The sequence below is a fragment of the Pseudomonas sp. G166 genome, assembly GCF_037027455.2.
Lineage (GTDB): Bacteria > Pseudomonadota > Gammaproteobacteria > Pseudomonadales > Pseudomonadaceae > Aquipseudomonas.
The window spans coordinates 5,230,438-5,252,378 of the sequence record NZ_CP146985.1 but is presented as its reverse complement, the minus strand read 5'-3'; the positions used below and the strand labels follow the sequence as shown (position 1 = coordinate 5,252,378).

The following is a 21,941-nucleotide window of genomic DNA, read 5'->3' as shown; positions in this document are numbered from 1 at the left end:
CTCTCAAGCTTGCCTGAGCTTGATCAGCTTCTTGATCAACGGTCGCCCGACCATCAAAAAGAACACCGGCCCGCCGGCCACCAGATAAAAGTAGTAGGTCACCGCTCGCCAGATCAGGATCGCCGCCGCCGCGGTGGATTTGCCCACCATGGGCGCGAGCAGCGCCGCCGATGTCAGCTCTGCCGCCCCGGCACCGCCCGGTAGCAGGCTGAACTGCCCGGCGCTCAAGGACAGCATCTGGATCAGGAAACTCCAAGCCCACTGCACATCCGCCCCCAGCCCTTTCAACGCCAGGTACAGCACGCTGTAGCGCAGTGCCCAATGCAGGCACGTCAGGCCGAAGACCTGGAACAGGGTCTGGCGTGGCAACTTCAAAGTGTCGGTGAACGCCGCGAGAAAATGCAGGATCTTGCGCGCCCAGCGTCGGCGGGTGCTGCTCTTTACACGCAAATGGCACAGTAGCCGAGCGCCCAGAAGAATCAGCCGGCGGTGGTAGCGGGCCGCCAGCGCGCAGGCGAACAGCCCGCCAAACAATGAAACCGCGCTCAACGTCAGCATCCATTCCAGGCGCTGGCTGAGGTTCTGAAACAGCGCGTAAAACAGGATGGCGACCAAGGCGCAGAGGAAGAACAGCAGGTCACTCAACTGATCCATGGCGAACACCGCGCTGCCATGGGCCGGACGCACGCCGTTGCGCGCCAGCAGGGCCATCAACGTCAGTGGCCCGCCGCTGCCGCCAGGCGTCGCGCACATGGCGAACTCGGTGGACATCACCACGCCCATGCTTTTCAGCCCACCGATGCGCCCGCGATGTTCGCCCAGCAACAGGCGCAGGCGCACCGAATTCAAGCCCCAGCACAGCACGATCATGCCGAGCATGGTCAGCAGCAGCGATAAGGGAAAGCGCTGCACGCGAGCCCACATGTCTGCGCCGCCCATCAGCAACGGAACCAGCAGCGCCGTGAGCAGGGCGGCGGCCAGCCAGATCAGCCGTTTCATGCCGCGCTGCTGACCGGCAGCCCCTGGGTCGCCAGCCAGCCGGCCTTGGTCAGCGGCACTCGGCCGTCATTGAGCAGGCGCTCGAGGGTTCGGAGCCAGTAGTCGCGGGAAAAACCGTGGCGCATGTCCACCGGGTGCAGGCCCAGGCGAATCACCGGGGCCTGGCGCCAGCGCTGTTCACGTTGGTCGCTGATGACTTTCGACAGGCCACGACGCCAGGCACTGCGGGCGCTCCAGACCAACCCGGGGGCGTCGATGACGGTGAAGTCCGGCAGGCGATAAAGATGTTGGCTGTCGCTGGTGTAACTCAGGGGCAACTGGCGCAAGGCCTGGCGTGTGCCTGCGCTCATCAGCCAGGCCGGGGCAACGAAACCTTCCAGTGGCCACTGGTAACGCTGGAAGGTTTCGATACCGGCACGCAGGCGGGCGAGGGCGGCTTGCTCGGACAAGTTGTAAAACTCGCCTTCGTGGGTATAGACCCGGCGCATGAACCAGTCCTTGGGGTGCAGGGCCAGCGGCCCCTCGTCGCAATGGTAATAACCATGCAGCACCAGTTCGTCGCCGCGCTCGACCCGACTGTCGAGCAAGCGCCGAAAGCCGGGGTGATCCTCCAGCGCATTGGTGCGGTGGAAGTCCGGCACCACCAGCCAGGTCATCGGCACATGGCCGAGGGCGTCGACGGCTTCGACGAAGGGCTGGTAGTCGGGCCAGGTTTGCGGCGCCACGTCGTGCAGCACCAGTAACACGCTGGGCGAGTGATTCATCGATAAACCCCTCGCCTCAACCATTGGCCAGCAACGGCATCTGTTCGCCGAGCACAGCGTAATAATGCCCCAACAAGCTGTTGACCACGGAGTCCCATGCGTAATGGCGCTCCACATGCTGGCGCGCCAGCACCCCGCGCTGCTGACAGCCTTCGGAGAAAAGTTGCCGCACAGCGTTGGCCATGGCCTGTGGATTGTTGGGGGTGCACAGCAAGCCGCAGTTCTCGTGGACGATTTCGGTAAAGGCCCCGGCCGCCACTGCCACCACCGGGATACCGCTGGCCATGGCTTCGAGGATCACCAGGCCGAATGTCTCCTGGTCACCGGCATGGAGCAGGGCATCGGCGCTGGCCATGAGCCGGGCGACCTGCGGTGCCGGGCAGAATTCATCGACCACCGTGACGTTGTCCGGCACCACGGCGGGCATTGACGAGCCCACCAGCAGCAGGTGGTAGCGCTCGCCCAGGCGTTTCATGCACTTGAGCAACACCGGCAGGTTTTTTTCCTTGGAACCGCGACCGGCAAAAATCAGCAGGCGCGTGTCCTCGGCAATGCCCAGCTCGGCACGCAACTCCGGGTCGCGGGCGGCGGGGTTGAAGGTCTGCAGGTCTACGCCCAACGGTTGCACGTAGACGTTCTTGACGCCCAACCCGATCAGTTTGTCGGCCATGACCTGGCTCGGCGCCAGGACCCGATCGAAATTGCCATACAACTTGCTGACATAGGCTTCGATATTGGGCGTGAACCAGTTGCCCATGCGGTTGCTCACCAGCAGCGGCAGGTCGGAGTGATAGAAACCGATAACGGGCACGTCAAGCTGGCGCCGGGCATCCAGGGCAGCCCACGCGGTAAGGTAGGGATCGCCGACTTCAATCAGATCCGGCTGTAAATCACGCAGGACATTGCGCCAGGGTGCCAGGCGAAGTGGGAAACGATAGCCCTTGCCGAAGGGCAGGGCGGGGGCCGGAACCTTGTAGATCCCATCGTGCTCGCTCAAATGCGCGCCGGGGATCAACAGGCTGTGGCGAATTCCGGGCCGATCACCCAGGCGCCGGTGCTTGGCATCCAGATAAGTGCGCACGCCTCCGCTGGCGGGGGCGTAGAACATGGTTATGTCCGCTATATGCACGATGAACATCCCTCCGGTCAGTGTTCTCCTGTGTTGACCCTTAGTAAGAATAGATGTTCGGTTGGGGTTGTGGCGGTGGGGTGTCAGGGCAGTCATGCTTTGTTTGGCAGGGCCTCATCGCGAGCAAGCTCGCTCCCACATTGGATCTATGTTGTCCACAACCGCCCCTGTGGGAGCGAGCTTGCTCGCGATGAGGCCAGCCCAGGCGCCGCCTGCTGTTCCAGGCCAACCGCAAGTTTTTATTCATGGCTCGGAACTGCGCCAAGGCCTTATTGTTCCGGGCGTGCTTTTATATAAGCGTGCAAAATGGCGTCATATCGTAAATATCACAGGTGACCACATGCCTGACTCATCGCAACTCGTTATCGGGGCCGACCTTGCTGGCCAGCCCATCGCCCAGGCCATGCGCCTGGCGAACCGTCATGGTCTGGTGGCAGGGGCCACCGGCACCGGCAAGACCGTCACCTTGCAGCGCCTGGCCGAAGCGTTCAGCGACGCCGGCGTGGCGGTGTTCGCCGCGGACATCAAGGGCGACTTGTGTGGCCTCGGTGCTGCTGGAAACCCCCAGGGCAAGGTCGCCGAGCGCATTGCCGGTATGCCCTGGCTTGGCCACAAGCCTCAGGCTTATCCCGTAACGTTGTGGGACATCCATGGTCAATCCGGTCATCCATTGCGCACCACGCTGAGTGAAATGGGCCCCCTGCTGATCGGCAGCCTGCTCGAGCTGACGGACAGCCAGCAATCGGCGTTGTACGCCGCCTTCAAGGTCGCTGACCGCGAAGGCCTGTTGCTGCTGGACCTCAAGGATTTGAAGGCATTGCTCAATCACCTCAGGGACAACCCCGAGTTGCTGGGCGACGATGCGGCCCTGATGACCACCGGTTCCAGCCAGGCCTTGTTGCGACGCTTGTCCACTCTGGAGCAGCAGGGCGCGGACGCGTTGTTCGGCGAGCCGGCCCTGCAACTGGAAGACATCCTGCAACCGGCCAGCGATGGTCGCGGTCGCATCCACTTGCTGGACGCCAGCCGTCTGGTCCATGAAGCGCCGAAGGTCTACGCGACGTTCCTGCTATGGCTGCTGGCTGAGTTGTTCGAGCAGTTGCCCGAGCGCGGCGATGCGGACAAACCGCTGCTGGCGCTGTTCTTCGATGAGGCACACTTGCTGTTCGCCGGCACGCCCAAGGCTTTGCAGGACCGCCTGGAGCAAGTCGTACGGCTGATCCGCTCCAAAGGTGTCGGGGTGTATTTCGTGACCCAGTCGCCAGGGGATTTGCCAGACGACGTGCTGGCGCAGTTGGGTTTGCGCATCCAGCATGGCCTGCGGGCCTTTACCGCCAAGGAGCAGAAGTCGTTGCGGGCGGTGGCGGACGGTTTCCGGCCGAACCCGCAATTCGATGCCCTGGCGGTGCTCACTGAGCTGGGTATCGGTGAGGCCCTGGTGGGCACCTTGCAGGAAAAAGGCACGCCGGAAATGGTCCAGCGTGTGCTGGTGGCGCCACCGCAGTCGCGTATCGGGCCGCTGAGCGAGGCCGAGCGCGCCGGGCTGATCGCCAGTTCGCCGTTGCAAGGGCGCTACGACAAACCGATCGATCGCGAATCGGCCTATGAAGTGCTGATGGGGCGCAAGGGGCTGGAGCCGCAGGCTGAAGTGGCCCCAGGCAAACCGACGGCCGAAGAACCGAGTTTCACCGAACAGGCCGGGGAATTCCTTGGCACGGCGGCCGGCCAGGCGCTTAAATCGGCGATGCGCCAGGCGGCCAATCAGTTGGGGCGCCAACTGGTGCGCGGGTTGATGGGGTCGTTGCTGGGGGGCAGCAAGCGCCGGTAGGTCTGGACTCAACCTGTGGGAGCGAGCTGGCTCGCGATGGCGGTTTAGCAGGCGAAGAATGTGCCGGCTGATCGGCCGTCATCGCGAGCAAGCTCGCTCCCACAGTGGATCTGTGCTGTACACAAGAGTTGTGTGCGCTGAAGACCTATGGTGGGAGCGAGCTTGCTCGCGATGGCGATTCAACAGGCAATGAAAATCTCAGTCCTTGGGCCGCGCATGCGCCGCCAACCGCTCCAGTGCCGCCCGCAGCTTGGGATCGGTGATGCCGTCCGCCGTGGCCTGGATGGTCGCGGCGGCATCGCTGGACAAATCCAGCGTATGCCCCTTGGCGCCGACCTGGACGGTGGGCGGCTGGACCTTGAACAGAATCCGCGTCAGGTTGGCGAACTCTTCGAACGCCTGCAATTGACGCAGCAGGCGCTTTTGCTGGTAGCGCAAACGCGTGGCCCAGTGGCCGTCGGTGACGATCAGCAACAAACTGCCTTCGCGCCAGGACGCCACGTGACAATGCTCGCGGGCGGCTGGCTGCAGCTGACTGTCGAGCAAGCGCTGCAAGTGGCCCAGGCGTTTGGCGTGGCCGAAGATGGCTTTCAGCGGCTTGGCTTCGCGCAGCAGAACGGCGGGCGCCTTGGCTGGAAGAGGGCGGAAGGCCATGAACTAATACCGCAAGTGACAGAGGCGCCATGGTAGCAGAAAGCGCAGGGAGCGCCTGAACCCTGTCGCCCAGCGCCTTTTTACCCGCACAATCAAAGCGTAACTTCTGCGCTTTGTGGGTTGAAGTTCGTGCAAAAGCCCTTATTTTAGGGAGGCCCCGTCACAGCGCTGTGCCAGCATCGTGGAATAACGCCACTTTCCTCTCCATCGTTTCCGGGTAGAATGCTCGTTCGCATGCGGCCATGAGGGCTGCACGGGCGACTCATGGGGCCGCCCTCCATCCCTTTAGTGTGGAAGATCCTGCCGATATGTTTGCGCCTTTGTTAAAGAAACTTTTTGGAAGCAAGAACGAGCGTGAAATCAAACGCATGCTCAAGACGGTACAGACTGTCAATGCCTTCGAAGAGCAAATGGTGGCCCTTTCGGACGATCAGTTACGCGCCAAGACTGCCGAATTCAAGGACCGCATCGCCAAGGGGGAAACCCTTGACCAGATCCTGCCCGAAGCCTTTGCGGTCGCTCGCGAAGCCGGCAAGCGGATCATGGGTATGCGCCACTTCGACGTCCAGTTGATCGGCGGCATGACCTTGCACGAAGGCAAGATCGCCGAAATGCGTACCGGTGAGGGCAAGACCCTCGTGGCAACCCTGGGCGTGTACCTCAACGCGCTGTCCGGCAAGGGCGTGCACGTGGTGACGGTCAACGACTACCTGGCTCGCCGCGACGCCAACTGGATGCGTCCGCTCTATGAATTCCTCGGCCTGACCGTCGGCGTCGTCACGCCGTTCCAGCCGCCGGAAGAGAAGCGCGCCGCCTACGCCGCCGACATCACCTACGGTACCAACAACGAATTCGGTTTCGACTACCTGCGCGACAACATGGCGTTCAGCATGGAAGAGAAATTCCAGCGTGAACTCAACTTTGCCGTGATCGACGAAGTCGACTCCATCCTTATCGACGAGGCCCGTACCCCGCTGATCATTTCCGGTCAGGCCGAGGACAGCTCCAAGCTGTACATCGAGATCAACAAACTGATCCCGCAGCTCACCTTGCACGTCGAGGAAGTCGAAGGCGAAGTCACCAAGCCCGGGCACTACACCGTTGACGAGAAGACCCGCCAGGTCGAGCTCAACGAAGCCGGTCACCAGTTCGTCGAGGAAATGCTTACCCGCGTCGGCTTGCTGGCCGAAGGCGAGAGCCTGTACTCGGCCCACAACCTGGGCCTGCTGACCCACGTTTATGCAGGCCTGCGTGCCCACAAGCTGTTCCATCGCAACGTCGAATACATCGTGCAGGACGGCCAGGTCGTGCTGGTTGACGAACACACCGGTCGTACCATGCCGGGTCGTCGCCTGTCCGAAGGCCTGCACCAGGCCATCGAAGCCAAGGAAGGCCTGAACATCCAGGCCGAGAGCCAGACCCTGGCCTCGACCACCTTCCAGAACTACTTCCGCCTGTACAACAAACTGTCCGGCATGACCGGTACCGCCGACACCGAAGCGTTCGAATTCCACCAGATCTATGGTCTGCAAGTGGTGGTGATTCCGCCGAACAAGCCACTGGCCCGTAAAGACTACAACGACCTGGTGTTCCTGACCGCCGAAGAGAAGTACGCGGCGATCATCAACGACATCAAGGAAGGCATGGCCCAGGGTCGTCCGATCCTGGTGGGTACCGCCACCATCGAAACCTCCGAGCACATGTCCGCCTTGCTCAACAAGGAAGGCATCGAGCACAAGGTACTCAACGCCAAGTTCCACGAGAAGGAAGCCGAGATCATCGCCCAGGCCGGTCGCCCGGGTGCGCTGACCATCGCCACCAACATGGCCGGCCGTGGTACCGACATCCTGCTGGGCGGCAACTGGGAAGTGGAAGTCGCTACCCTGGAAGACCCGACCCCCGAGCAGATCGCGCAGATCAAGGCCGACTGGCAGAAGCGTCACCAGCAGGTACTGGAGTCCGGCGGTTTGCAGGTCATCGCTTCCGAGCGTCATGAATCGCGCCGTATCGACAACCAGTTGCGTGGCCGTGCCGGTCGCCAGGGTGACGCCGGTTCCAGCCGCTTCTACCTGTCTCTGGAAGACAGCCTGATGCGCATCTTTGCCTCTGACCGGGTGAAGAATTTCATGAAGGCCCTGGGCATGCAGCCGGGCGAGGCGATCGAGCACCGCATGGTGACCAACGCCATCGAGAAGGCCCAGCGCAAGGTCGAAGGTCGTAACTTCGATATTCGCAAGCAACTGCTCGAGTTCGACGACGTCAACAACGAACAGCGTAAAGTGATCTATCACATGCGTAACAGTTTGTTGGCCGCCGACAACATCGGTGAAACCATCGCAGATTTCCGCCAGGACGTGCTCAACGCCACCGTCAGCGCCCACATTCCGCCGCAGTCGCTGCCGGAGCAATGGGATGTTGCCGGCCTGGAAGCGGCCCTGCAGAGCGACTTCGGCGTGGCGCTGCCGATCCAGCAATGGCTCGACGAAGACGATCACCTGTATGAAGAAACCCTGCGTGAGAAGCTGCTGGCCGAGTTGATCGCTGCCTACAACGAGAAAGAAGACCAGGCCGGCGCCGAAGCGCTGCGCTCCTTCGAGAAGCAGATTGTGCTGCGGGTACTGGACGATCTGTGGAAAGACCACCTGTCGACCATGGACCACCTGCGTCACGGTATCCATTTGCGCGGTTACGCCCAGAAGAACCCGAAGCAGGAGTACAAGCGCGAGTCCTACACGCTGTTCTCCGAACTGCTGGATTCGATCAAGCGCGACTCGATCCGGGTCCTGTCCCACGTTCAGGTTCGTCGCGAAGACCCGGCCGAAGAAGAAGCTCGCCTGCGTCAGGAAGCCGAAGCCCTGGCCGCGCGCATGCAATTCGAACACGCCGAAGCCCCGGGGCTTGAAGTGGTCGCCGAGGAGGGCGTCGACGTCGATGTCGCCCTGGCAACCGCACCGGTGCGTAACGAGCAGAAGCTGGGCCGTAACGAACTGTGCTACTGCGGTTCGGGCAAGAAATACAAGCATTGCCACGGGCAGATCCAGTAACCCCGTTTCAACGCTGAACTACCCGCGCCGCGACAGGCCACCTAGCCGTCGCGGCGTTTTGCCATTTTGATTCGCCGTCTCGCTGCAGGCGGTGTTGATTTATTTATTAAGGAGCGCATTCATGGCTGTTGGTCTTGGTCCGTTGCCAACGTTGCACCCGGTTGCCGGTTTTGAACTCGGTATCGCCTCGGCGGGCATCAAGCGCCCCGGACGCAAGGATGTCGTGGTGATGCGTTGTGCCGAAGGCTCGACGGTTGCCGGGGTGTTCACCCTCAACGCTTTTTGCGCAGCTCCAGTCATCCTGGCCAAGCAACGCGTTCAGGGGCCGGTGCGTTATCTGCTGACCAACACCGGTAACGCCAACGCCGGTACCGGCGCGCCAGGCCTGGCCGCCGCCGAGCGCACTTGCGCCAAACTGGCCGAGCTGACTGGTGTCGATGCCAGCCAGGTGCTGCCGTATTCCACCGGGGTGATCGGCGAGCCGTTGCCGGTCGAGAAGATCGAAGGCGCGCTGCAGGCCGCTCTCGATGATCTGTCGGAAAACAACTGGGCCGCCGCCGCCACCGGCATCATGACCACCGACACCCTGCCCAAGGGCGCGAGCCGCCAGTTCCAGCACGACGGCGTGACCGTCACCGTCACTGGCATCAGCAAAGGCGCCGGCATGATCCGTCCGAACATGGCGACCATGCTCGGCTACATCGCCACCGACGCCAAAGTTTCCCGGCAGGTGCTGCAAGACCTGATGCTCGACGGCGCCAACAAGTCGTTCAACCGCATCACCATCGACGGCGACACCTCCACCAACGACTGCTGCATGCTGATCGCCACCGGCAAGGCCAACTTGCCGGAAATTACCGAGGCCAGTGGTCCGCTGTTCGCCGCCCTGAAGCAGGCGGTGTTCGAGGTGTGCATGGAAGTGGCCCAGGCCATCGTGCGTGACGGCGAAGGCGCTACCAAGTTCGTGACCGTGCAGGTCAACGGCGGTGGCAATCACCAGGAATGCCTGGATGTCGGCTACACCGTGGCGCACTCGCCGCTGATCAAGACCGCGCTGTTCGCCTCCGACCCGAACTGGGGCCGGATCCTTGCCGCTGTTGGCCGTGCCGGTGTGCCGGAGCTGGACGTGAGCAAGATCGACGTGTTCCTCGGTGAAGTGTGCATCGCCAGCCAAGGCGCCCGTGCAGCGACCTACACCGAGGCGCAGGGGGCGGCGGTGATGCAACAGGAAGAAATCACCATCCGTATCGAGCTGGGGCGTGGTGCTTGCAGCGAAACGATCTGGACTACCGACCTGTCCCACGAGTATGTGAAGATCAACGCTGAGTACCGGACTTAACCGGTTCGGGACCGAGTTGCTGCCATCGCGAGCAGGCTCGCTCCCACAGGGATTTGCTGGGTGACTTAGAAAGTGTCTACACCGCCGATCCCCTGTGGGAGCGAGCTTGCTCGCGATGGCGCCAGTACAGACTCCACAAAACCAAAAGAAAGGAATCCACATGAGCCTGCACCTGATCATCGGCGACAAAAACCTTTCTTCCTGGTCTCTGCGCGGCGCTTTGGCCCTGGCGCTGACCGGCGCGAAGTACACCGAAGAGTTGGTCAGGCTCGACCAACCCGACACCCGCGAGAAACTGCTCAAGTATTCAGCCACCGCCAAAGTCCCGTTGCTCAAGACCGAATTCGGTGTGATCGCCGATTCCCTGGCGATTGCCGAATACCTGGCTGAGCAATTCCCCGCCGCCGGCCTCTGGCCCAAGGATGTGGCTGCCCGGGCCCAGGCGCGCTCGGCCTGTGCGCAAATGCACAGCGGCTTCTTTGCCATTCGCAGCAACATGCCCTTTGCGTTGACCCGCAATGCACCGCTGTCGCCGATGCCACCTGAGGTCCAGGCGGAGATCCAGCGGATGCTGGCGCTGTGGGCTGAATGCCGTGCTGCTGCCACCGAGGCCGGCCCTTACCTGTTTGGTACCTTGAGCCTGGCCGACGCGTTTTTTGCGCCAATTGCCGTGCGCCTGCGCACCTATCAGGTGGAATTGCCCGAGGTCGATGCGGCCTATGTCGAAACCCTTTATCAATGGCCGGCGTTCAAGGCGTGGCAACAGGCCGGCCTGGAGGAAACTGCGCGGTGAAACGAGTACACGTAGCGGCGGCGGTCATTCGTGACGCCGCTGGCAAGATCCTGATCGCCCGCCGTGCCGACACCCAGCACCAGGGCGGTCTATGGGAGTTTCCTGGCGGTAAGGTCGAGGCCGATGAGTCCGTCGAAACCGCCCTGGCCCGGGAGCTTCATGAAGAGCTGGGCATCGTGGTCGGCACCGCTCGGCCGCTGATCAAGGTGCGCCACGATTACCCGGACAAACAGGTATTGCTGGATGTCTGGGAAGTCTCGGCGTTCAGCGGCGAGCCCCATGGCGCCGAAGGGCAACCGTTGGCTTGGGTGACGGCCCGTGATCTGCCGAACTACGAGTTTCCGGCGGCCAATCAACCGATTGTCGCGGCGGCCCGCTTGCCGGGCGAATACCTGATCACGCCTGAAGGCCTCGAAACGCCCAGCTTGTTGCGCGGCATGCAGAAGGCTATCGCTGGTGGGATCAGACTGCTCCAGCTACGCGCACCCAACGGCTACGACCCGCAATACCGCGACCTGGCGGTGGATGCGGCGGGGCTGTGTGCCGGCAAGGCCCAACTGATGCTCAAGGGACCGTTCGAATGGCTGGGGGATTTTCCTTCCGCTGGCTGGCACATCACCGCCGCACAACTGCGCAAGCATGCGGCGGCAGGGCGCCCCTTCGGCAAGGACCGCTGGTTGGCTGCTTCCTGTCATAACGCCGAGGAACTGTCCCTGGCGCAGCAGATGGATGTGGACTTCGTCACCCTTTCGCCGGTGCAACCGACCCAGACCCATCCAGACGCCCAGCCGTTGGGGTGGGCAGAGGCGGCGCGGTTGATCGAGGGTTTCAACAAGCCGGTCTACCTGTTGGGTGGGGTCGGGCCTGGCGAACGGCAAAAGGCCTGGGAGGCCGGGGCGCAGGGTGTGGCGGGGATTCGGGCGTTTTGGCCTGGGGCTTGATTTTGTGGTGTGCTGCTGACGCTATCGCGAGCAAGCTCGCTCCCACAGGGATCTACCGGGTGACATAGATAACATGTACACCGCAGATTACTGTGGGAGCGAGCTTGCTCACGATGAGGACCTCACAAACGATACACCTCTGTGATCACTCCCCAGGCTTGGCCGCCGCCACCCAAAGCACCTCCGCCACCCCCTGCCGCCGTGCGATGACCCGCGCGGCCACGAACAACAAGTCCGACAACCGATTGATATAGGCCAACCCTGGCCCGGCCAGCGGCTCCATGGCGTTCAACTGCTGGCAACGGCGCTCGGCGCTGCGGGCCAGGCTACGGCAGACATGGGCCTGGGCTACCAGGGTCGAGCCGCCGGGCAGGATGAAATTCTCCAGCGGCCCCAATTCCTCGTTCCACACATCAATCGCCGTTTCCAGCCGCTCGACTTCCGTCGTGCTCAGTGCCTGATAGGCCGGCATCGCCAGTTCACCGCCGAGATCGAACAGCCGGTGCTGACAAGGCGTCAGCACTTCGATGACCTCCTTGAGTGCCGGGTATTGAGCCATTTCAGCGGCAAGGCCGGCCAGCAGCAACCCCAGCTGACTATTCAGCGTGTCCACTTCGCCAATGGCCTCGACCCGCGGGTGATCCTTCGCCACGCGGCGACCATCGCCCAACCCGGTTTCACCTTTGTCGCCGGTGCGGGTGTAAATCTTCGACAGGCGAAAACCCATGCTCAGCGCTCCAGTTGCTTGTTTTCCTGCGCCACCATCGAAGTGCCCGTCAGGGGCAGGCGCAAGGTGAAGCAGGTGCCTTGGCCCGGCGCTGACTGCACTTCCATCTGGCCCTTGTGGTTGTTGGTGATGATGAAATACGAAACCGACAGCCCCAGGCCCGTGCCTTGGCCGATTTCCTTGGTGGTGAAGAACGGTTCGAAGGTGCGTTTGCGCACGTTTTCGCTCATGCCGATGCCGTTGTCCTCGACCTGGATTTCCGCCCACGGTGGATTCAACCGCGTGCGCAGGATAATGCGCCCGGGCTCGCTGTCGTCCTGGCGTTGGTGGATCGCCTGGGCGGCGTTTTTCAGCAGGTTGAGCAGTACCTGCTCCAGCTCGTTGGCCGTGCCGGGCACCGGGCCCAGGTTCGGGTCGAACTGACGGATGATCGCCTGGCCCTTGAAGTCGAAACCAATCGCCAGGTCGAAGTCATTGCCGGCGATTTCCACCGCTTGGTCGATCAGTGCCGGCAGGTCGCACGGCGCCATTTGCCGGGTACTGCGCCGGCTGAAGCTGAGCATGTGGGTGACGATTTTCGCCGCCCGGGCGCCGGCCTGCTGAATGCCGTCGAGCAGCTGTGGAATCTCCCGGCTCTGCAGGTAACGATTGACCACCGGTAGCTCGATGCCCAGTTGCTCGGCCTGTTCGAGGTTCTTGGGCAATTCCGGCGACAGGCGTCGGCGGATGTTCTGCACGTTGTGCAGGATCGCCCCCAGCGGGTTGTTGATCTCGTGGGCCATGCCCGCCGCGAGGCCGCCGACCGAGAGCATCTTTTCCGATTGCACCATCATTTCCTCCAGCGACAGGCGCTGGGTGATGTCATCGATTCGAATCACCACCCCGCGCCCGGCGCCACCCATCAGCGGGTAGAAGGTCAGGGCATAGTGGCGGGCTTCGTCGTCCTTGGTCCAGGTGACGCGTTCGATCTTGGCCACCGTGTGCTGTTCGACCGTCTGCTTGAGCTGCGGCAGGTAGGGTTTGAGCGGTTCGAAGGCGAGGAAGATCGGCTGGTTCAGCGCTTCGTCCAGCCGTGTGCCGGAGAGGGCGCTGGCCTCCTGGTTCCATTGGGTGACGTAGAGCTGCTCGTCGAGCGCGATCAGGGCCGACGGCATGGAATCGATGATGCTGTTGAGGTAGTTCTGGAAACCCGTGAGTTTTTTCTCGATCTTGCTGCGCACCTGGACTTCCAGCTCCAGCTTGCGGTTGGTGTGACGGGTTTCTTCCGCCAGACCCTGGGCCTGGTCATAGGCGGCCTGGGAATCATCCCTGGCGCGCTTGAGTTGCTGTTCCCGGGCTTCGATGCGCGAGAGCATGGTATTGAACGCCTCGGCCAGGCTACCGATTTCATCGTGATTGCCACGCGCGGCACGCAGAGAGTAGTTCTCCTCGCGAGTGACCTGGCGCGACAGCTCCTCGAGCTGATGTATCGGTTGGGTGATCAGGCGTTTGATCTGTTGGGCAATGATCAGCCACAGCAACACGCTGAAAATCAGGATACCCAGGCTGGCGGTCAGGGTACCGGTGTAGAACGCCGTGGGCAGTTCGCTGCTGGCCACCAGCAACAGATGGCCCGGCTCCGTACCGGGGCGGGGCAGGGTGATGACCTGGTTGCTGCGGAACTCGCCAGCCTGCCAAGCCTGCATATGGCGATAATGGTCCGGTAGTTTGAGTTTTTCGGCATGTTGCAACTGCGCCAGGCGTTCGCCCTGGCCGTCGTACAGCGCCGCCGCCCGTAGCGGTGCATAGCTGTTGAGTTCATCGAGCAGGCGTTTGGCACTTTGTGGCGATTGCAAAGCCTCGGAGATCAGGCTTGGGTTGGCCACCAGCCGGCCGATGGTCTGCAGGGCCTGGGGCGCCATGCTTTCCTGGGAAATGTAATAGGCGGCGCTGATAAAGGTCAGGTTGGCCACCAGCAAGACAGTGGTCAACAACACCAACAGGGCGGCCAGCAGTTTCTGGCCGACCGGGAGGTTTTCAAGGCGCTGGCGCAATGGCATCAGACTCGTCGCTAAAAGGGAACACGAGGCCAGCGTAGCCGCTGCTCAGTCGCTGGGCAATCCGAGGTTGTCCAAGTGGACAATCAGTCGCTGGCGCAGCTGTTCCAGGTGCGGCACGACCAGCTCATGGCGCTGGGCAACCTTGCAGGCGTGGCCGAGCAGGTAGCTGATTTCGGTACGGCGGCCATTGACGACGTCCTGGTACATCGAAGAGTAGTTGGCGGCCGTGGCCTGGATTACCCGTTCCACTTCGCTCGGCAAATTTTCGGCTGCCGCGGGTTGACCGCAGCGCTCCAGCAGATCGGTGAGTTCGGCGCACAGGGTCGCCACTTCGCAGTGATGCGCCTGCAAGCCTCCATTCTTGCAGTGATGCAGCACGGTCAGCGGGTTGATTGCGCAGTTGAGCGCCAGTTTGCGCCAGAGCCGGGTGAGGATGTCGGCGCTCCATTCGTGGGGGATGCCAGCGGCGCTCAGGTCATCCAGCCAGAACGGTGCCACTGGATGCGCGGGGTCGCCCAGCCAGGTGTAGCCGTGGCCGGCGAACACCACGCGCCAGTCCCCGTCGCGGAACGCGCCTTCGGTGCTGGATGCGCTGATGCAGCGAGCCTGGGGGACGCGATTGGCCACTGCGTCCTGGCTACCGAGGCCGTTCTGCAACAGGATCAGCTCCGATTCGGCGCTCAGGCGATGGGCCACCGAGGCCACGGCCGCTTCGGCATCATAGGCCTTGCAGGCCAACAGCAAGCGTTTGATGGGCTCGGGGCTTTGCGCGGTTTCGCCTGGCACCGGGTAACACTGCGCTTGACCCTGTTCCACCAGTGTCAGGCCACCGGCCGCCCGATAAGCTTGCAAGCGGGCTTCATCGCGCAGCACCAGCCGCACCGGCAGGTCGGCCCGGGCCAGGCGAGTGGCCCACAGGGTGCCGAGGCTGCCAGCCCCGAGGACATGCCAGGTCGTGGACATCAGTTTTTTACTCGGTTTGGCGCAGGCATCTGCGGGGCTCGCGGTATCGGCAAGAAAAGACCCGTTATAATGAGCCCGATTTTAACCACAAGCCAAGCGCGCGCCTTTGTTCCAGCGCGCCTTTTTATTTGGAGAACACTACATGCCGTCATTCGACGTGGTATCCGAACTGGACAAGCACGAAGTCACCAACGCCGTTGAAAACGCCGTCAAGGAACTCGACCGTCGTTATGACCTCAAGGGCAAGGGCAGTTTCGAGTTCAAGGAAAAGGACCTGACCGTCAACCTGACCGCCGAGGCCGACTTCCAACTCGAGGCGATGATCGAGATCCTCAAGCTGGCGCTGGTCAAGCGCAAGATCGACGTGCAGTGCCTTGAGGTCAAGGACGCCTACGCCTCGGGCAAGCTGATGAAGCAGGAAGCCGTGCTCAAGGAAGGTATCGACAAGGAGCTGGCGAAGAAAATCGTCGCTCATATCAAGGACGCCAAGCTCAAGGTACAAGCCGCCATCCAGGGCGAGCAGGTGCGCGTCACCGGCAAGAAACGTGACGACTTGCAGGAAGCCATCGCGGCACTGCGGGGCAAGGAATTCGGCATGCCACTGCAATTCAACAACTTCCGCGACTGATCCCTTCGGTTATAGGGAAACACTGTGGCGAGGGAGCTTGCTCCCGCTTGGGGCGCAGCACCCATCAAAGGGGCCGCTACGCAGCCCAGCGGGAGCAAGCTCCCTCGCCACAATGCCGCGTGCGACAGGAATAGGAGAGAAAGATGGACTTGAACGCTGAAGTGGACAACCTGGTCAAGGCTTCCCAGACCTGGATCCCGATGATCATGGAATACGGCAGCCGGGTGCTGCTGGCAGTCATTACCTTGGCCATCGGCTGGTGGCTGATCAACAAGGTGACGCAGAAACTGGGGGCTTTGCTGGCCCTGCGTAATGCCGATCTGGCGCTGCAGGGGTTTATCAGTACCCTGGCCAATATCATCCTGAAAATACTGCTGATCGTCAGTGTCGCGTCGATGATCGGCGTGGAAACCACCTCATTCGTCGCCGCTATCGGTGCGGCAGGCCTGGCCATCGGCCTGGCGTTGCAGGGCAGCCTGGCGAACTTCGCCGGCGGCGTGCTGATCCTGCTGTTCCGTCCATTCCGCATCGGCGACTGGATCGAAGCCCAGGGTGTGGCCGGTACGGTCGACAGCATCCAGATTTTCCACACGGTGATTCGCACCGGCGACAACAAGACGGTCATCGTGCCCAACGGCAACCTGTCGAACGGGATCATCACCAATACCAATCGCCAGCCGACCCGTAAGGTCGTGTTCGACGTAGGCGTGGATTATCAGGCCGACTTGCAAAAAGCCCGGGAAGTGTTGCTGGCGCTGGCCAAAGATGAGCGCGTGCTGACAGATCCGGCACCGGAAGCGGTGATTTCCACCTTGGGCGACAGTTCGATCACTGTGTCGTTGCGGGCGTGGGTGAAAACGGCGGACTACTGGAGCGTAATATTCATGCTCAATGAACAGGCGCGCGATCGTTTGAAGGACGCCGGTATTGATATTCCGTTTCCACAGCGGGTGATTCGGGTAGTTCAGGAATCGACATCGGTGTAATGAACAGTCTTTCGGCTCAGATTTGACCTATTGGTCAAACTTTTCGAAAGAGTGGATCGGTTAACCGATGCTGCAATGTCAATAAAAAAGGCCCATCCGAGGATGGGCCTTTTTTGATTACCGCGAACTAACTTTCGGCAATTACAGAACCGAAATCGGGTAGTCGACGATCAGGCGGAACTCTTTGATATCGCCTTCACCTTCGTCAGCGTTAGCGTAGTGCCAGGCTTGACGAACACGGAAGGAAAGATCTTTTGCCGGGCCAGACTGAACAACGTACTTGGCTTCGAAGTTGGTTTCGTTGTGCTTGCCGTCTGCACCGTACAGACCAGCGTAAGGGCTGCCTGCAGGAGTGTTGGTGCCGTCGATGTCCCAACCTTTAACGTAACGGGTCATGAAGCTCAGACCTGGAACGCCGTACTCGGCCATTTTCAGGTCGTAACGAACCTGGGCGGACTTCTCGTTAGGACCGTTGAAGTCAGAGTACTGGATGGAGTTGGCGAGGAAGATCGAGTCGCCGCCGCGGTTGTTGGTGCCCACACCGATGTAGTCGAATGGTGTGTCGCCGTTGATTTTCTGGAAGCCAACGGTGATGGTGTGCGCTTTCAGGAACGAGAAGGCAGCTGCCAGGGAGAACGCGGTGTTGCTGATGTCACCAGCCTTGGAGCTGCCGGTGTCGGTGGTGCGGTAGATGTTACCGTCCAGGTTCAGCGACTGATCGCCACCCATTGGGATGGTGTAGTTCAGGTTGCCGTAGTACTGGTTCCAGATATCTTCCAGCTGGGCGCCGTAGATCGATGCGCTCAGGTTGTCGCTGAAGGCATATTTACCACCAGCGTAGTCGATGGTGTTGGCTTCTACGCCAGCGTAGGTTGCAAACAGGCCGCCGTTGCGAGCGTTGCGGTCCTGGCTGGTACCCGAGTAGAAGTGACCGGCTTCGAGGTCAAGATCTTTGACTTCGCTGCTTTGCAGTTGGAAACCGCTGGCAGTTTGAGGCAGAACGCGGGAACCACCTACAGCGAACACTGGGGCAGTGCTTGGCTGCTGGTCACCAATTTTCAGCTCGGTCTTGGATACGCGGAATTTGATAGCTGCGCCGGCCTTGCCTTGGCTGTCGTTGACGTCGCCATCGGCATCGCGGCTCATGTTGCCAGTGCCGCCGGTACCGTCGCCACCGTCCAGTTTGACTGCCAGGTAACCGAAGGCATCGACGCCTACGCCTACGGTGCCTTGGGTGTAACCGGAGTTGAAGTTACCCCAGATACCTTGGGTCCAGTCTTTCTGATCGGTTGAACCATCTTTGCGGTCACGGTTGAAGTAGTAGTTGCGCAGCAGCAGTTTAGCGCTGGCATCTTCAACAAAACCTTTGGCTTCAGCCTGGTCACTTACGAAAGGTGCGGCCGAGGCCATTTGAGTACTGGCGGCTGCTGCAACTGCCAGTGCGATCATGCTCCACTTCATCACGCGCATCGTGATTTGCTCCTTTGGTTTTAGAAGAGTACTGCCGTCCCACCTGTTTTATTATCTGGGCGGCTCTTTCTTTTTGTGTCGGCGCAAACTTATATCACGCCGACCCTATTGGCGATACTTGCCCATGTAACCTTTCAGCTTCTTTACGACCGTGTCGCCAATGGCTCGATCCATGTCGCATTTCAGCTGGCCCGACGCAATCGGATTCACAACTTTAATGTTGTTTTTCTTTTCCGGCATCGGTGTAAAGAGTCCGTCATTACCGCGCTTGAAGCTCCTGAGGGCAGCCTTGCCACTTTAATTTGTATGTCTGCAGGGCCCCGCTTCCGGTAGGGCCCTTTGGACGATGTGGGGATGAATGCAACAAGCATGCACAAACCCGAGTTTCGTTTACATTTTTTTCACATTTTAGCTGCTGTCGCGGTGAAACCTCATGAAACCGGGCTCCAAAGGCCTTGTTTTAAATAGGGTTGACTGCCGTGCAGCTATCGTGTTTGGCACCGACAAATGTCGCGAGACAACCAAAAACGTTACCGGTTCACCCTGCCAGGTGAGTAAATCCCGGATGCTTCGTGCACTGAGCGTAGACGCACTGTGCTGTTTTGGTGCAAAAAATTTTCAAGCTGTACGAAAATCATACAGGTCCGGCGTTTTGCATAACCCTTGGGGCGGTCGTTTCAGGTGTTCACGGTATCTTTGCGCTGTGTTGGTGCGCGGGGCTGCACTTGTTAATGCCAGGCGCCGAAAAAGACGGCTCGAATATTGGCCTCAGGCCAGGGCCCGGGCGGTACACAGTGAACGAGTCGGCATTCGCGGGTATGCTGCCAGTCTGTGCCCGGCGCAGGCCAGCGGGCCGCCAGACCGGGCAGAACCGATAACGAGCGAGGAGTACGCGCGGTGTTTGCCTTAGATCCACGATTGCAACAAGACACATTGCCCATCGGTGATTTCCCGTTGTGCCGGCTGCTCTTGTCCAACGATTCAAATTACCCGTGGTTCATCCTCGTACCGCGGCGGGAAGATATCAGCGAATTGTTTCAATTGGATGACGCCGATCAACAACAGTTGTGGAAAGAAACCACAGCGCTGGCCGAAACCCTCAAGGACTCGTTCGATGCCGACAAGTTGAACGTTGCAACCTTAGGTAACGTTGTCAGTCAATTGCACATGCATGTCATCGTCCGCAAGCGTGATGATGCTGCTTGGCCGGCGCCAGTCTGGGGCAAGCATCCGGCCAAGCCGTATAATGAGGAGCAGGTGACGGCCATTCGCGAACGGTTGCGGGTGGCCCTGACCAATGATTTCAAGTTTCTGGAGGGCTGAAACCATGAACCTTGAAGCGCGTGTAACCGATCTGGAAAGCCGCCTGGCGTTTCAGGATGACACCATCCAGGCATTGAACGACGTGCTGGTGGAACAACAGCGAGTCGTCGAACGCCTGCAACTGCAGATGGCGGCGCTGCTCAAGCGCCAGGAAGAAATGGTTGGGCAATTCGAATCCTTCGAAGAAGAGGCGCCACCGCCTCATTACTGAGCAGGCCCCGAACGGCAGGCAATAAAAAACCGCGAGCAGCCAGGCTGCATCGCGGTTTTTTTTACGCTTGGATCAGCGGCGCGGGAGCGCGGCGATCACATCTTCGGCCTGCAGGCCTTTGTCACGGTTCATCACGGAGAATTCCACGCGCTGGCCTTCTACCAGGACGCGGTGGCCTTCGCCACGAATGGCCCGGAAATGCACGAAAATATCATCGCCGGAGTCGCGGGAAATGAAGCCGAACCCCTTGGATGTGTTGAACCACTTCACGGTGCCGGTATCGCGGTTGGACATGTCGTAGTTCTGAGGTGCGGCGGCGGGTGACGACTTTTTGTAGAAGCTGACAGCCAAGTGCAGTGCCACCGCCAGCAGTGCCGCGGCCAGGCTGAACACAATGGCCGGTTGACCGCCGATTTCCGGCATAGGTGCCAGCAGGGCCAGGGTTTGCAGGGCAACGGCCAATACCAGCAAGGCGCTGACAAGGTTTTGCAGTTGATGACGTGGACCTTTGTTCCAGTAAGGGATAACAGGTGCGAGGGTCAGGTTGAGCAGGCCGAAAAAGGCCAGGTACAGCGCGTCGGGGTGTTGCAGGTAAGGTGTGGCTTCGGAACCCAGGCTAGGGATGAAGGACAGCAGCAGGGCAGCTGCGCCCATTAGCAAGTGGACGATTTTCAACATTTTGATTGGCTCACGGTTAAGACGGATCACAAGGAAGAGCTGGTCGGGGCGGTTCGCTTCGGAAAAATTAAGAGGCGTTGGACACGTACCCGAATCAGCCTATGCGCCACACCTGGAAAAATAGGCGTAGCGACACACTGCCTATTTAACAGCAAAGCCCTGGCCTTCTCAAACTCGTTACCGACGCGTGCCGCGCTGTTCGTCGGCCAGGAAAATCCCGCCGGCGCTTGAAGGTCCCTGGTAAAGGGCGTTGAATTTCCCCGGCTTGCCGGAACCGTTCGGTGTCCCGGCTTGTCGGTTCAGGAACGTTGGCAATTTGTCGCAGGCTACAGACGGCGACATCCACTAGAGTCATTGTCAAATTCATCACCATCAGGAGATCAACCCACATGGCAATTGATATCGGTATCAGTGAAGAAGATCGCAAGTCCATCGTCGACGGGCTGTCACGCCTGCTGTCGGACACCTATGTGCTGTATCTCAAGACCCACAACTTCCACTGGAACGTCACGGGGCCGATGTTTCGGACCCTGCACCTGATGTTCGAAGAGCAATATAACGAGCTGGCGCTGGCGGTGGACCTGATTGCCGAGCGAATCCGCGCGCTGGGCTTCCCGGCACCGGGCGCCTACTCGGTGTATGCGCGCTTGTCCTCTATTAAGGAAGAGGAGGGCGTGCCTGGGGCCGAGGACATGATCAGGCAACTGGTCGAGGGCCAGGAGGCGGTGACGCGTACGGCCCGCAGCATCTTTCCCCTGTTGGACAAGGTCAGTGATGAACCCACTGCCGATCTGCTGACCCAGCGTATGCAGGTCCATGAAAAAACCGCGTGGATGTTGCGTTCATTGCTGGACGAGCGGTAAACATCGCGCGGGCGATGAACGGGGCGTAGGTATCGTTGCCTGCGCGCCGCGTGTAGGACAGCGTAATTCGTCGCCTGCGTGCCGTTGGCTTGTCCTACGTCGATGGTCATAAAGTCATCTGGATCTGGCGATGCCGTTGAGCTTCCATAGAGCCACAGATTGGTTGTTCCAACTGAGAGGTTCGTATGGCAAAGGAGTGTCAACGGTATGATTCAAGGAAAAGCAACCAGGGAGGGGCGGCAGGGGCGTTTTCGATCCATCGACATCGACCCGTTCGTCAGTGGGTTCGATATGCAACTGGCCTGTCCCTCGGCCCGATCCATCCGCCTGAACGGGTTCGCTACCTGTCTGCGGCTGGAGCAGATCTATTGGGATATTCTCGGTGCCATGGCCCGGCTCAACAGCTGTTCTGTCAGCACGTTGCTGTCCCATGTGGACCGGGAAGTGCACCTGCGTCACGGTGGGGTGCGCAATTTCAGTGGCTTGGTGCGCGTGGTCTGCGTGGTGCACAGTTTGAAGGAAACCGGGATGGAGGTCGTGCAACCCACATTGGCTGGGTGAG

At 60.7% G+C, this 21,941-nt stretch carries 21 protein-coding genes; 11 read left to right on the top strand and 10 right to left on the bottom strand.

Annotated features, from left to right (window positions below; all coding sequences use genetic code 11):
• Positions 1-3: 3 nt before the first annotated feature.
• Genes SGN16_RS23245 through SGN16_RS23235 form a run of 3 tightly spaced genes read right to left on the bottom strand, consistent with a single transcriptional unit; the run spans position 4 to position 2,901 of the window.
• Entirely contained in the window at positions 4-999 is a 996-nt protein-coding gene (locus SGN16_RS23245; protein WP_335945086.1) for a lysylphosphatidylglycerol synthase transmembrane domain-containing protein, read from the bottom strand.
• The gene (locus tag SGN16_RS23240; RefSeq protein ID WP_335945085.1) at positions 996-1,763 is read right to left on the bottom strand and encodes a DUF2334 domain-containing protein; all 768 of its coding nucleotides are present in this window, start codon (positions 1,761-1,763) and stop codon (positions 996-998) included. Before SGN16_RS23240 ends, SGN16_RS23245 begins: the two co-directional genes overlap by 4 nt.
• Before the next feature lie 16 nt (positions 1,764-1,779).
• Positions 1,780-2,901, bottom strand: a complete 1,122-nt coding sequence (locus SGN16_RS23235; protein WP_210640444.1) for a glycosyltransferase family 1 protein — start codon at positions 2,899-2,901, stop codon at positions 1,780-1,782.
• A 331-nt stretch (positions 2,902-3,232) separates the two neighbouring features.
• Between SGN16_RS23235 and SGN16_RS23230 the strand changes: the two genes are divergently transcribed.
• Positions 3,233-4,720, top strand: a complete 1,488-nt coding sequence (locus tag SGN16_RS23230) for a helicase HerA-like domain-containing protein (RefSeq protein ID WP_335945084.1) — start codon at positions 3,233-3,235, stop codon at positions 4,718-4,720.
• Positions 4,721-4,918: 198 nt separating this feature from the next.
• Here SGN16_RS23230 and SGN16_RS23225 read toward each other — a convergent pair whose 3' ends face one another.
• The gene (locus SGN16_RS23225; RefSeq protein ID WP_210640441.1) at positions 4,919-5,374 is read right to left on the bottom strand and encodes a DciA family protein; all 456 of its coding nucleotides are present in this window, start codon (positions 5,372-5,374) and stop codon (positions 4,919-4,921) included.
• Between the two features lie 308 nt (positions 5,375-5,682).
• Between SGN16_RS23225 and secA the strand changes: the two genes are divergently transcribed.
• From secA to SGN16_RS23205, 4 genes are all read left to right on the top strand, one after another.
• Positions 5,683-8,418 (top strand): preprotein translocase subunit SecA, encoded by a 2,736-nt coding sequence (gene secA / locus SGN16_RS23220; protein WP_210640439.1) that lies wholly within the window; start codon positions 5,683-5,685, stop codon positions 8,416-8,418.
• 121 nt (positions 8,419-8,539) lie between these two features.
• On the top strand, positions 8,540-9,757 hold the full coding sequence (gene argJ / locus SGN16_RS23215; RefSeq protein WP_109753795.1) for a bifunctional glutamate N-acetyltransferase/amino-acid acetyltransferase ArgJ: 1,218 nt from the start codon (positions 8,540-8,542) through the stop codon (positions 9,755-9,757).
• 160 nt (positions 9,758-9,917) lie between these two features.
• On the top strand, positions 9,918-10,550 hold the full coding sequence (locus tag SGN16_RS23210; RefSeq protein WP_210640437.1) for a glutathione S-transferase family protein: 633 nt from the start codon (positions 9,918-9,920) through the stop codon (positions 10,548-10,550).
• Positions 10,547-11,491 carry a Nudix family hydrolase gene (locus SGN16_RS23205; RefSeq protein ID WP_210640435.1) on the top strand — a complete coding sequence of 315 codons (945 nt, stop codon included), beginning with the start codon at positions 10,547-10,549 and terminating at the stop codon, positions 11,489-11,491. Before SGN16_RS23210 ends, SGN16_RS23205 begins: the two co-directional genes overlap by 4 nt.
• A gap of 145 nt (positions 11,492-11,636) precedes the next feature.
• On the opposite strand, the gene SGN16_RS23200 is transcribed toward SGN16_RS23205, so the two are convergent.
• The 3 genes from SGN16_RS23200 to SGN16_RS23190 are packed head-to-tail and all read right to left on the bottom strand — an operon-like array spanning position 11,637 to position 15,220.
• Positions 11,637-12,218: a cob(I)yrinic acid a,c-diamide adenosyltransferase gene (locus tag SGN16_RS23200; RefSeq protein WP_335945083.1), complete on the bottom strand. Its 582-nt coding sequence runs from the start codon at positions 12,216-12,218 to the stop codon at positions 11,637-11,639.
• Between the two features lie 2 nt (positions 12,219-12,220).
• Positions 12,221-14,257 carry an ATP-binding protein gene (locus tag SGN16_RS23195; protein ID WP_335945082.1) on the bottom strand — a complete coding sequence of 679 codons (2,037 nt, stop codon included), beginning with the start codon at positions 14,255-14,257 and terminating at the stop codon, positions 12,221-12,223.
• A gap of 45 nt (positions 14,258-14,302) precedes the next feature.
• A complete protein-coding gene (locus SGN16_RS23190) occupies positions 14,303-15,220 on the bottom strand; it encodes a putative 2-dehydropantoate 2-reductase (protein ID WP_335945081.1) in 918 nt (305 codons plus the stop codon).
• A 142-nt stretch (positions 15,221-15,362) separates the two neighbouring features.
• On the opposite strand from SGN16_RS23190, the gene SGN16_RS23185 reads away from it, so the two are divergent.
• Positions 15,363-15,848, top strand: a complete 486-nt coding sequence (locus SGN16_RS23185; protein WP_003205057.1) for a YajQ family cyclic di-GMP-binding protein — start codon at positions 15,363-15,365, stop codon at positions 15,846-15,848.
• A gap of 143 nt (positions 15,849-15,991) precedes the next feature.
• Positions 15,992-16,834, top strand: coding sequence for a mechanosensitive ion channel family protein (locus tag SGN16_RS23180; protein ID WP_335945080.1), 843 nt, complete (start codon positions 15,992-15,994; stop codon positions 16,832-16,834).
• A gap of 141 nt (positions 16,835-16,975) precedes the next feature.
• On the opposite strand, the gene SGN16_RS23175 is transcribed toward SGN16_RS23180, so the two are convergent.
• Positions 16,976-18,304: an OprD family porin gene (locus SGN16_RS23175; protein WP_335945079.1), complete on the bottom strand. Its 1,329-nt coding sequence runs from the start codon at positions 18,302-18,304 to the stop codon at positions 16,976-16,978.
• A gap of 897 nt (positions 18,305-19,201) precedes the next feature.
• Here SGN16_RS23175 and SGN16_RS23170 point away from each other — a divergent pair.
• Positions 19,202-19,627, top strand: coding sequence for an HIT domain-containing protein (locus SGN16_RS23170; RefSeq protein WP_335945078.1), 426 nt, complete (start codon positions 19,202-19,204; stop codon positions 19,625-19,627).
• 4 nt (positions 19,628-19,631) lie between these two features.
• Positions 19,632-19,838: a SlyX family protein gene (locus tag SGN16_RS23165; RefSeq protein ID WP_210640421.1), complete on the top strand. Its 207-nt coding sequence runs from the start codon at positions 19,632-19,634 to the stop codon at positions 19,836-19,838.
• 72 nt (positions 19,839-19,910) lie between these two features.
• Here SGN16_RS23165 and SGN16_RS23160 read toward each other — a convergent pair whose 3' ends face one another.
• The gene (locus SGN16_RS23160; protein WP_210640419.1) at positions 19,911-20,516 is read right to left on the bottom strand and encodes a cold-shock protein; all 606 of its coding nucleotides are present in this window, start codon (positions 20,514-20,516) and stop codon (positions 19,911-19,913) included.
• Between the two features lie 177 nt (positions 20,517-20,693).
• Positions 20,694-20,858 (bottom strand): hypothetical protein, encoded by a 165-nt coding sequence (locus tag SGN16_RS23155; protein WP_210640417.1) that lies wholly within the window; start codon positions 20,856-20,858, stop codon positions 20,694-20,696.
• Between the two features lie 47 nt (positions 20,859-20,905).
• Between SGN16_RS23155 and SGN16_RS23150 the strand changes: the two genes are divergently transcribed.
• Both SGN16_RS23150 and SGN16_RS23145 read left to right on the top strand, forming a co-directional pair.
• Positions 20,906-21,379, top strand: a complete 474-nt coding sequence (locus SGN16_RS23150; protein ID WP_210640415.1) for a Dps family protein — start codon at positions 20,906-20,908, stop codon at positions 21,377-21,379.
• 207 nt (positions 21,380-21,586) lie between these two features.
• Entirely contained in the window at positions 21,587-21,940 is a 354-nt protein-coding gene (locus SGN16_RS23145; protein WP_335945077.1) for a ribbon-helix-helix domain-containing protein, read from the top strand.
• Position 21,941 lies beyond the last annotated feature (1 nt).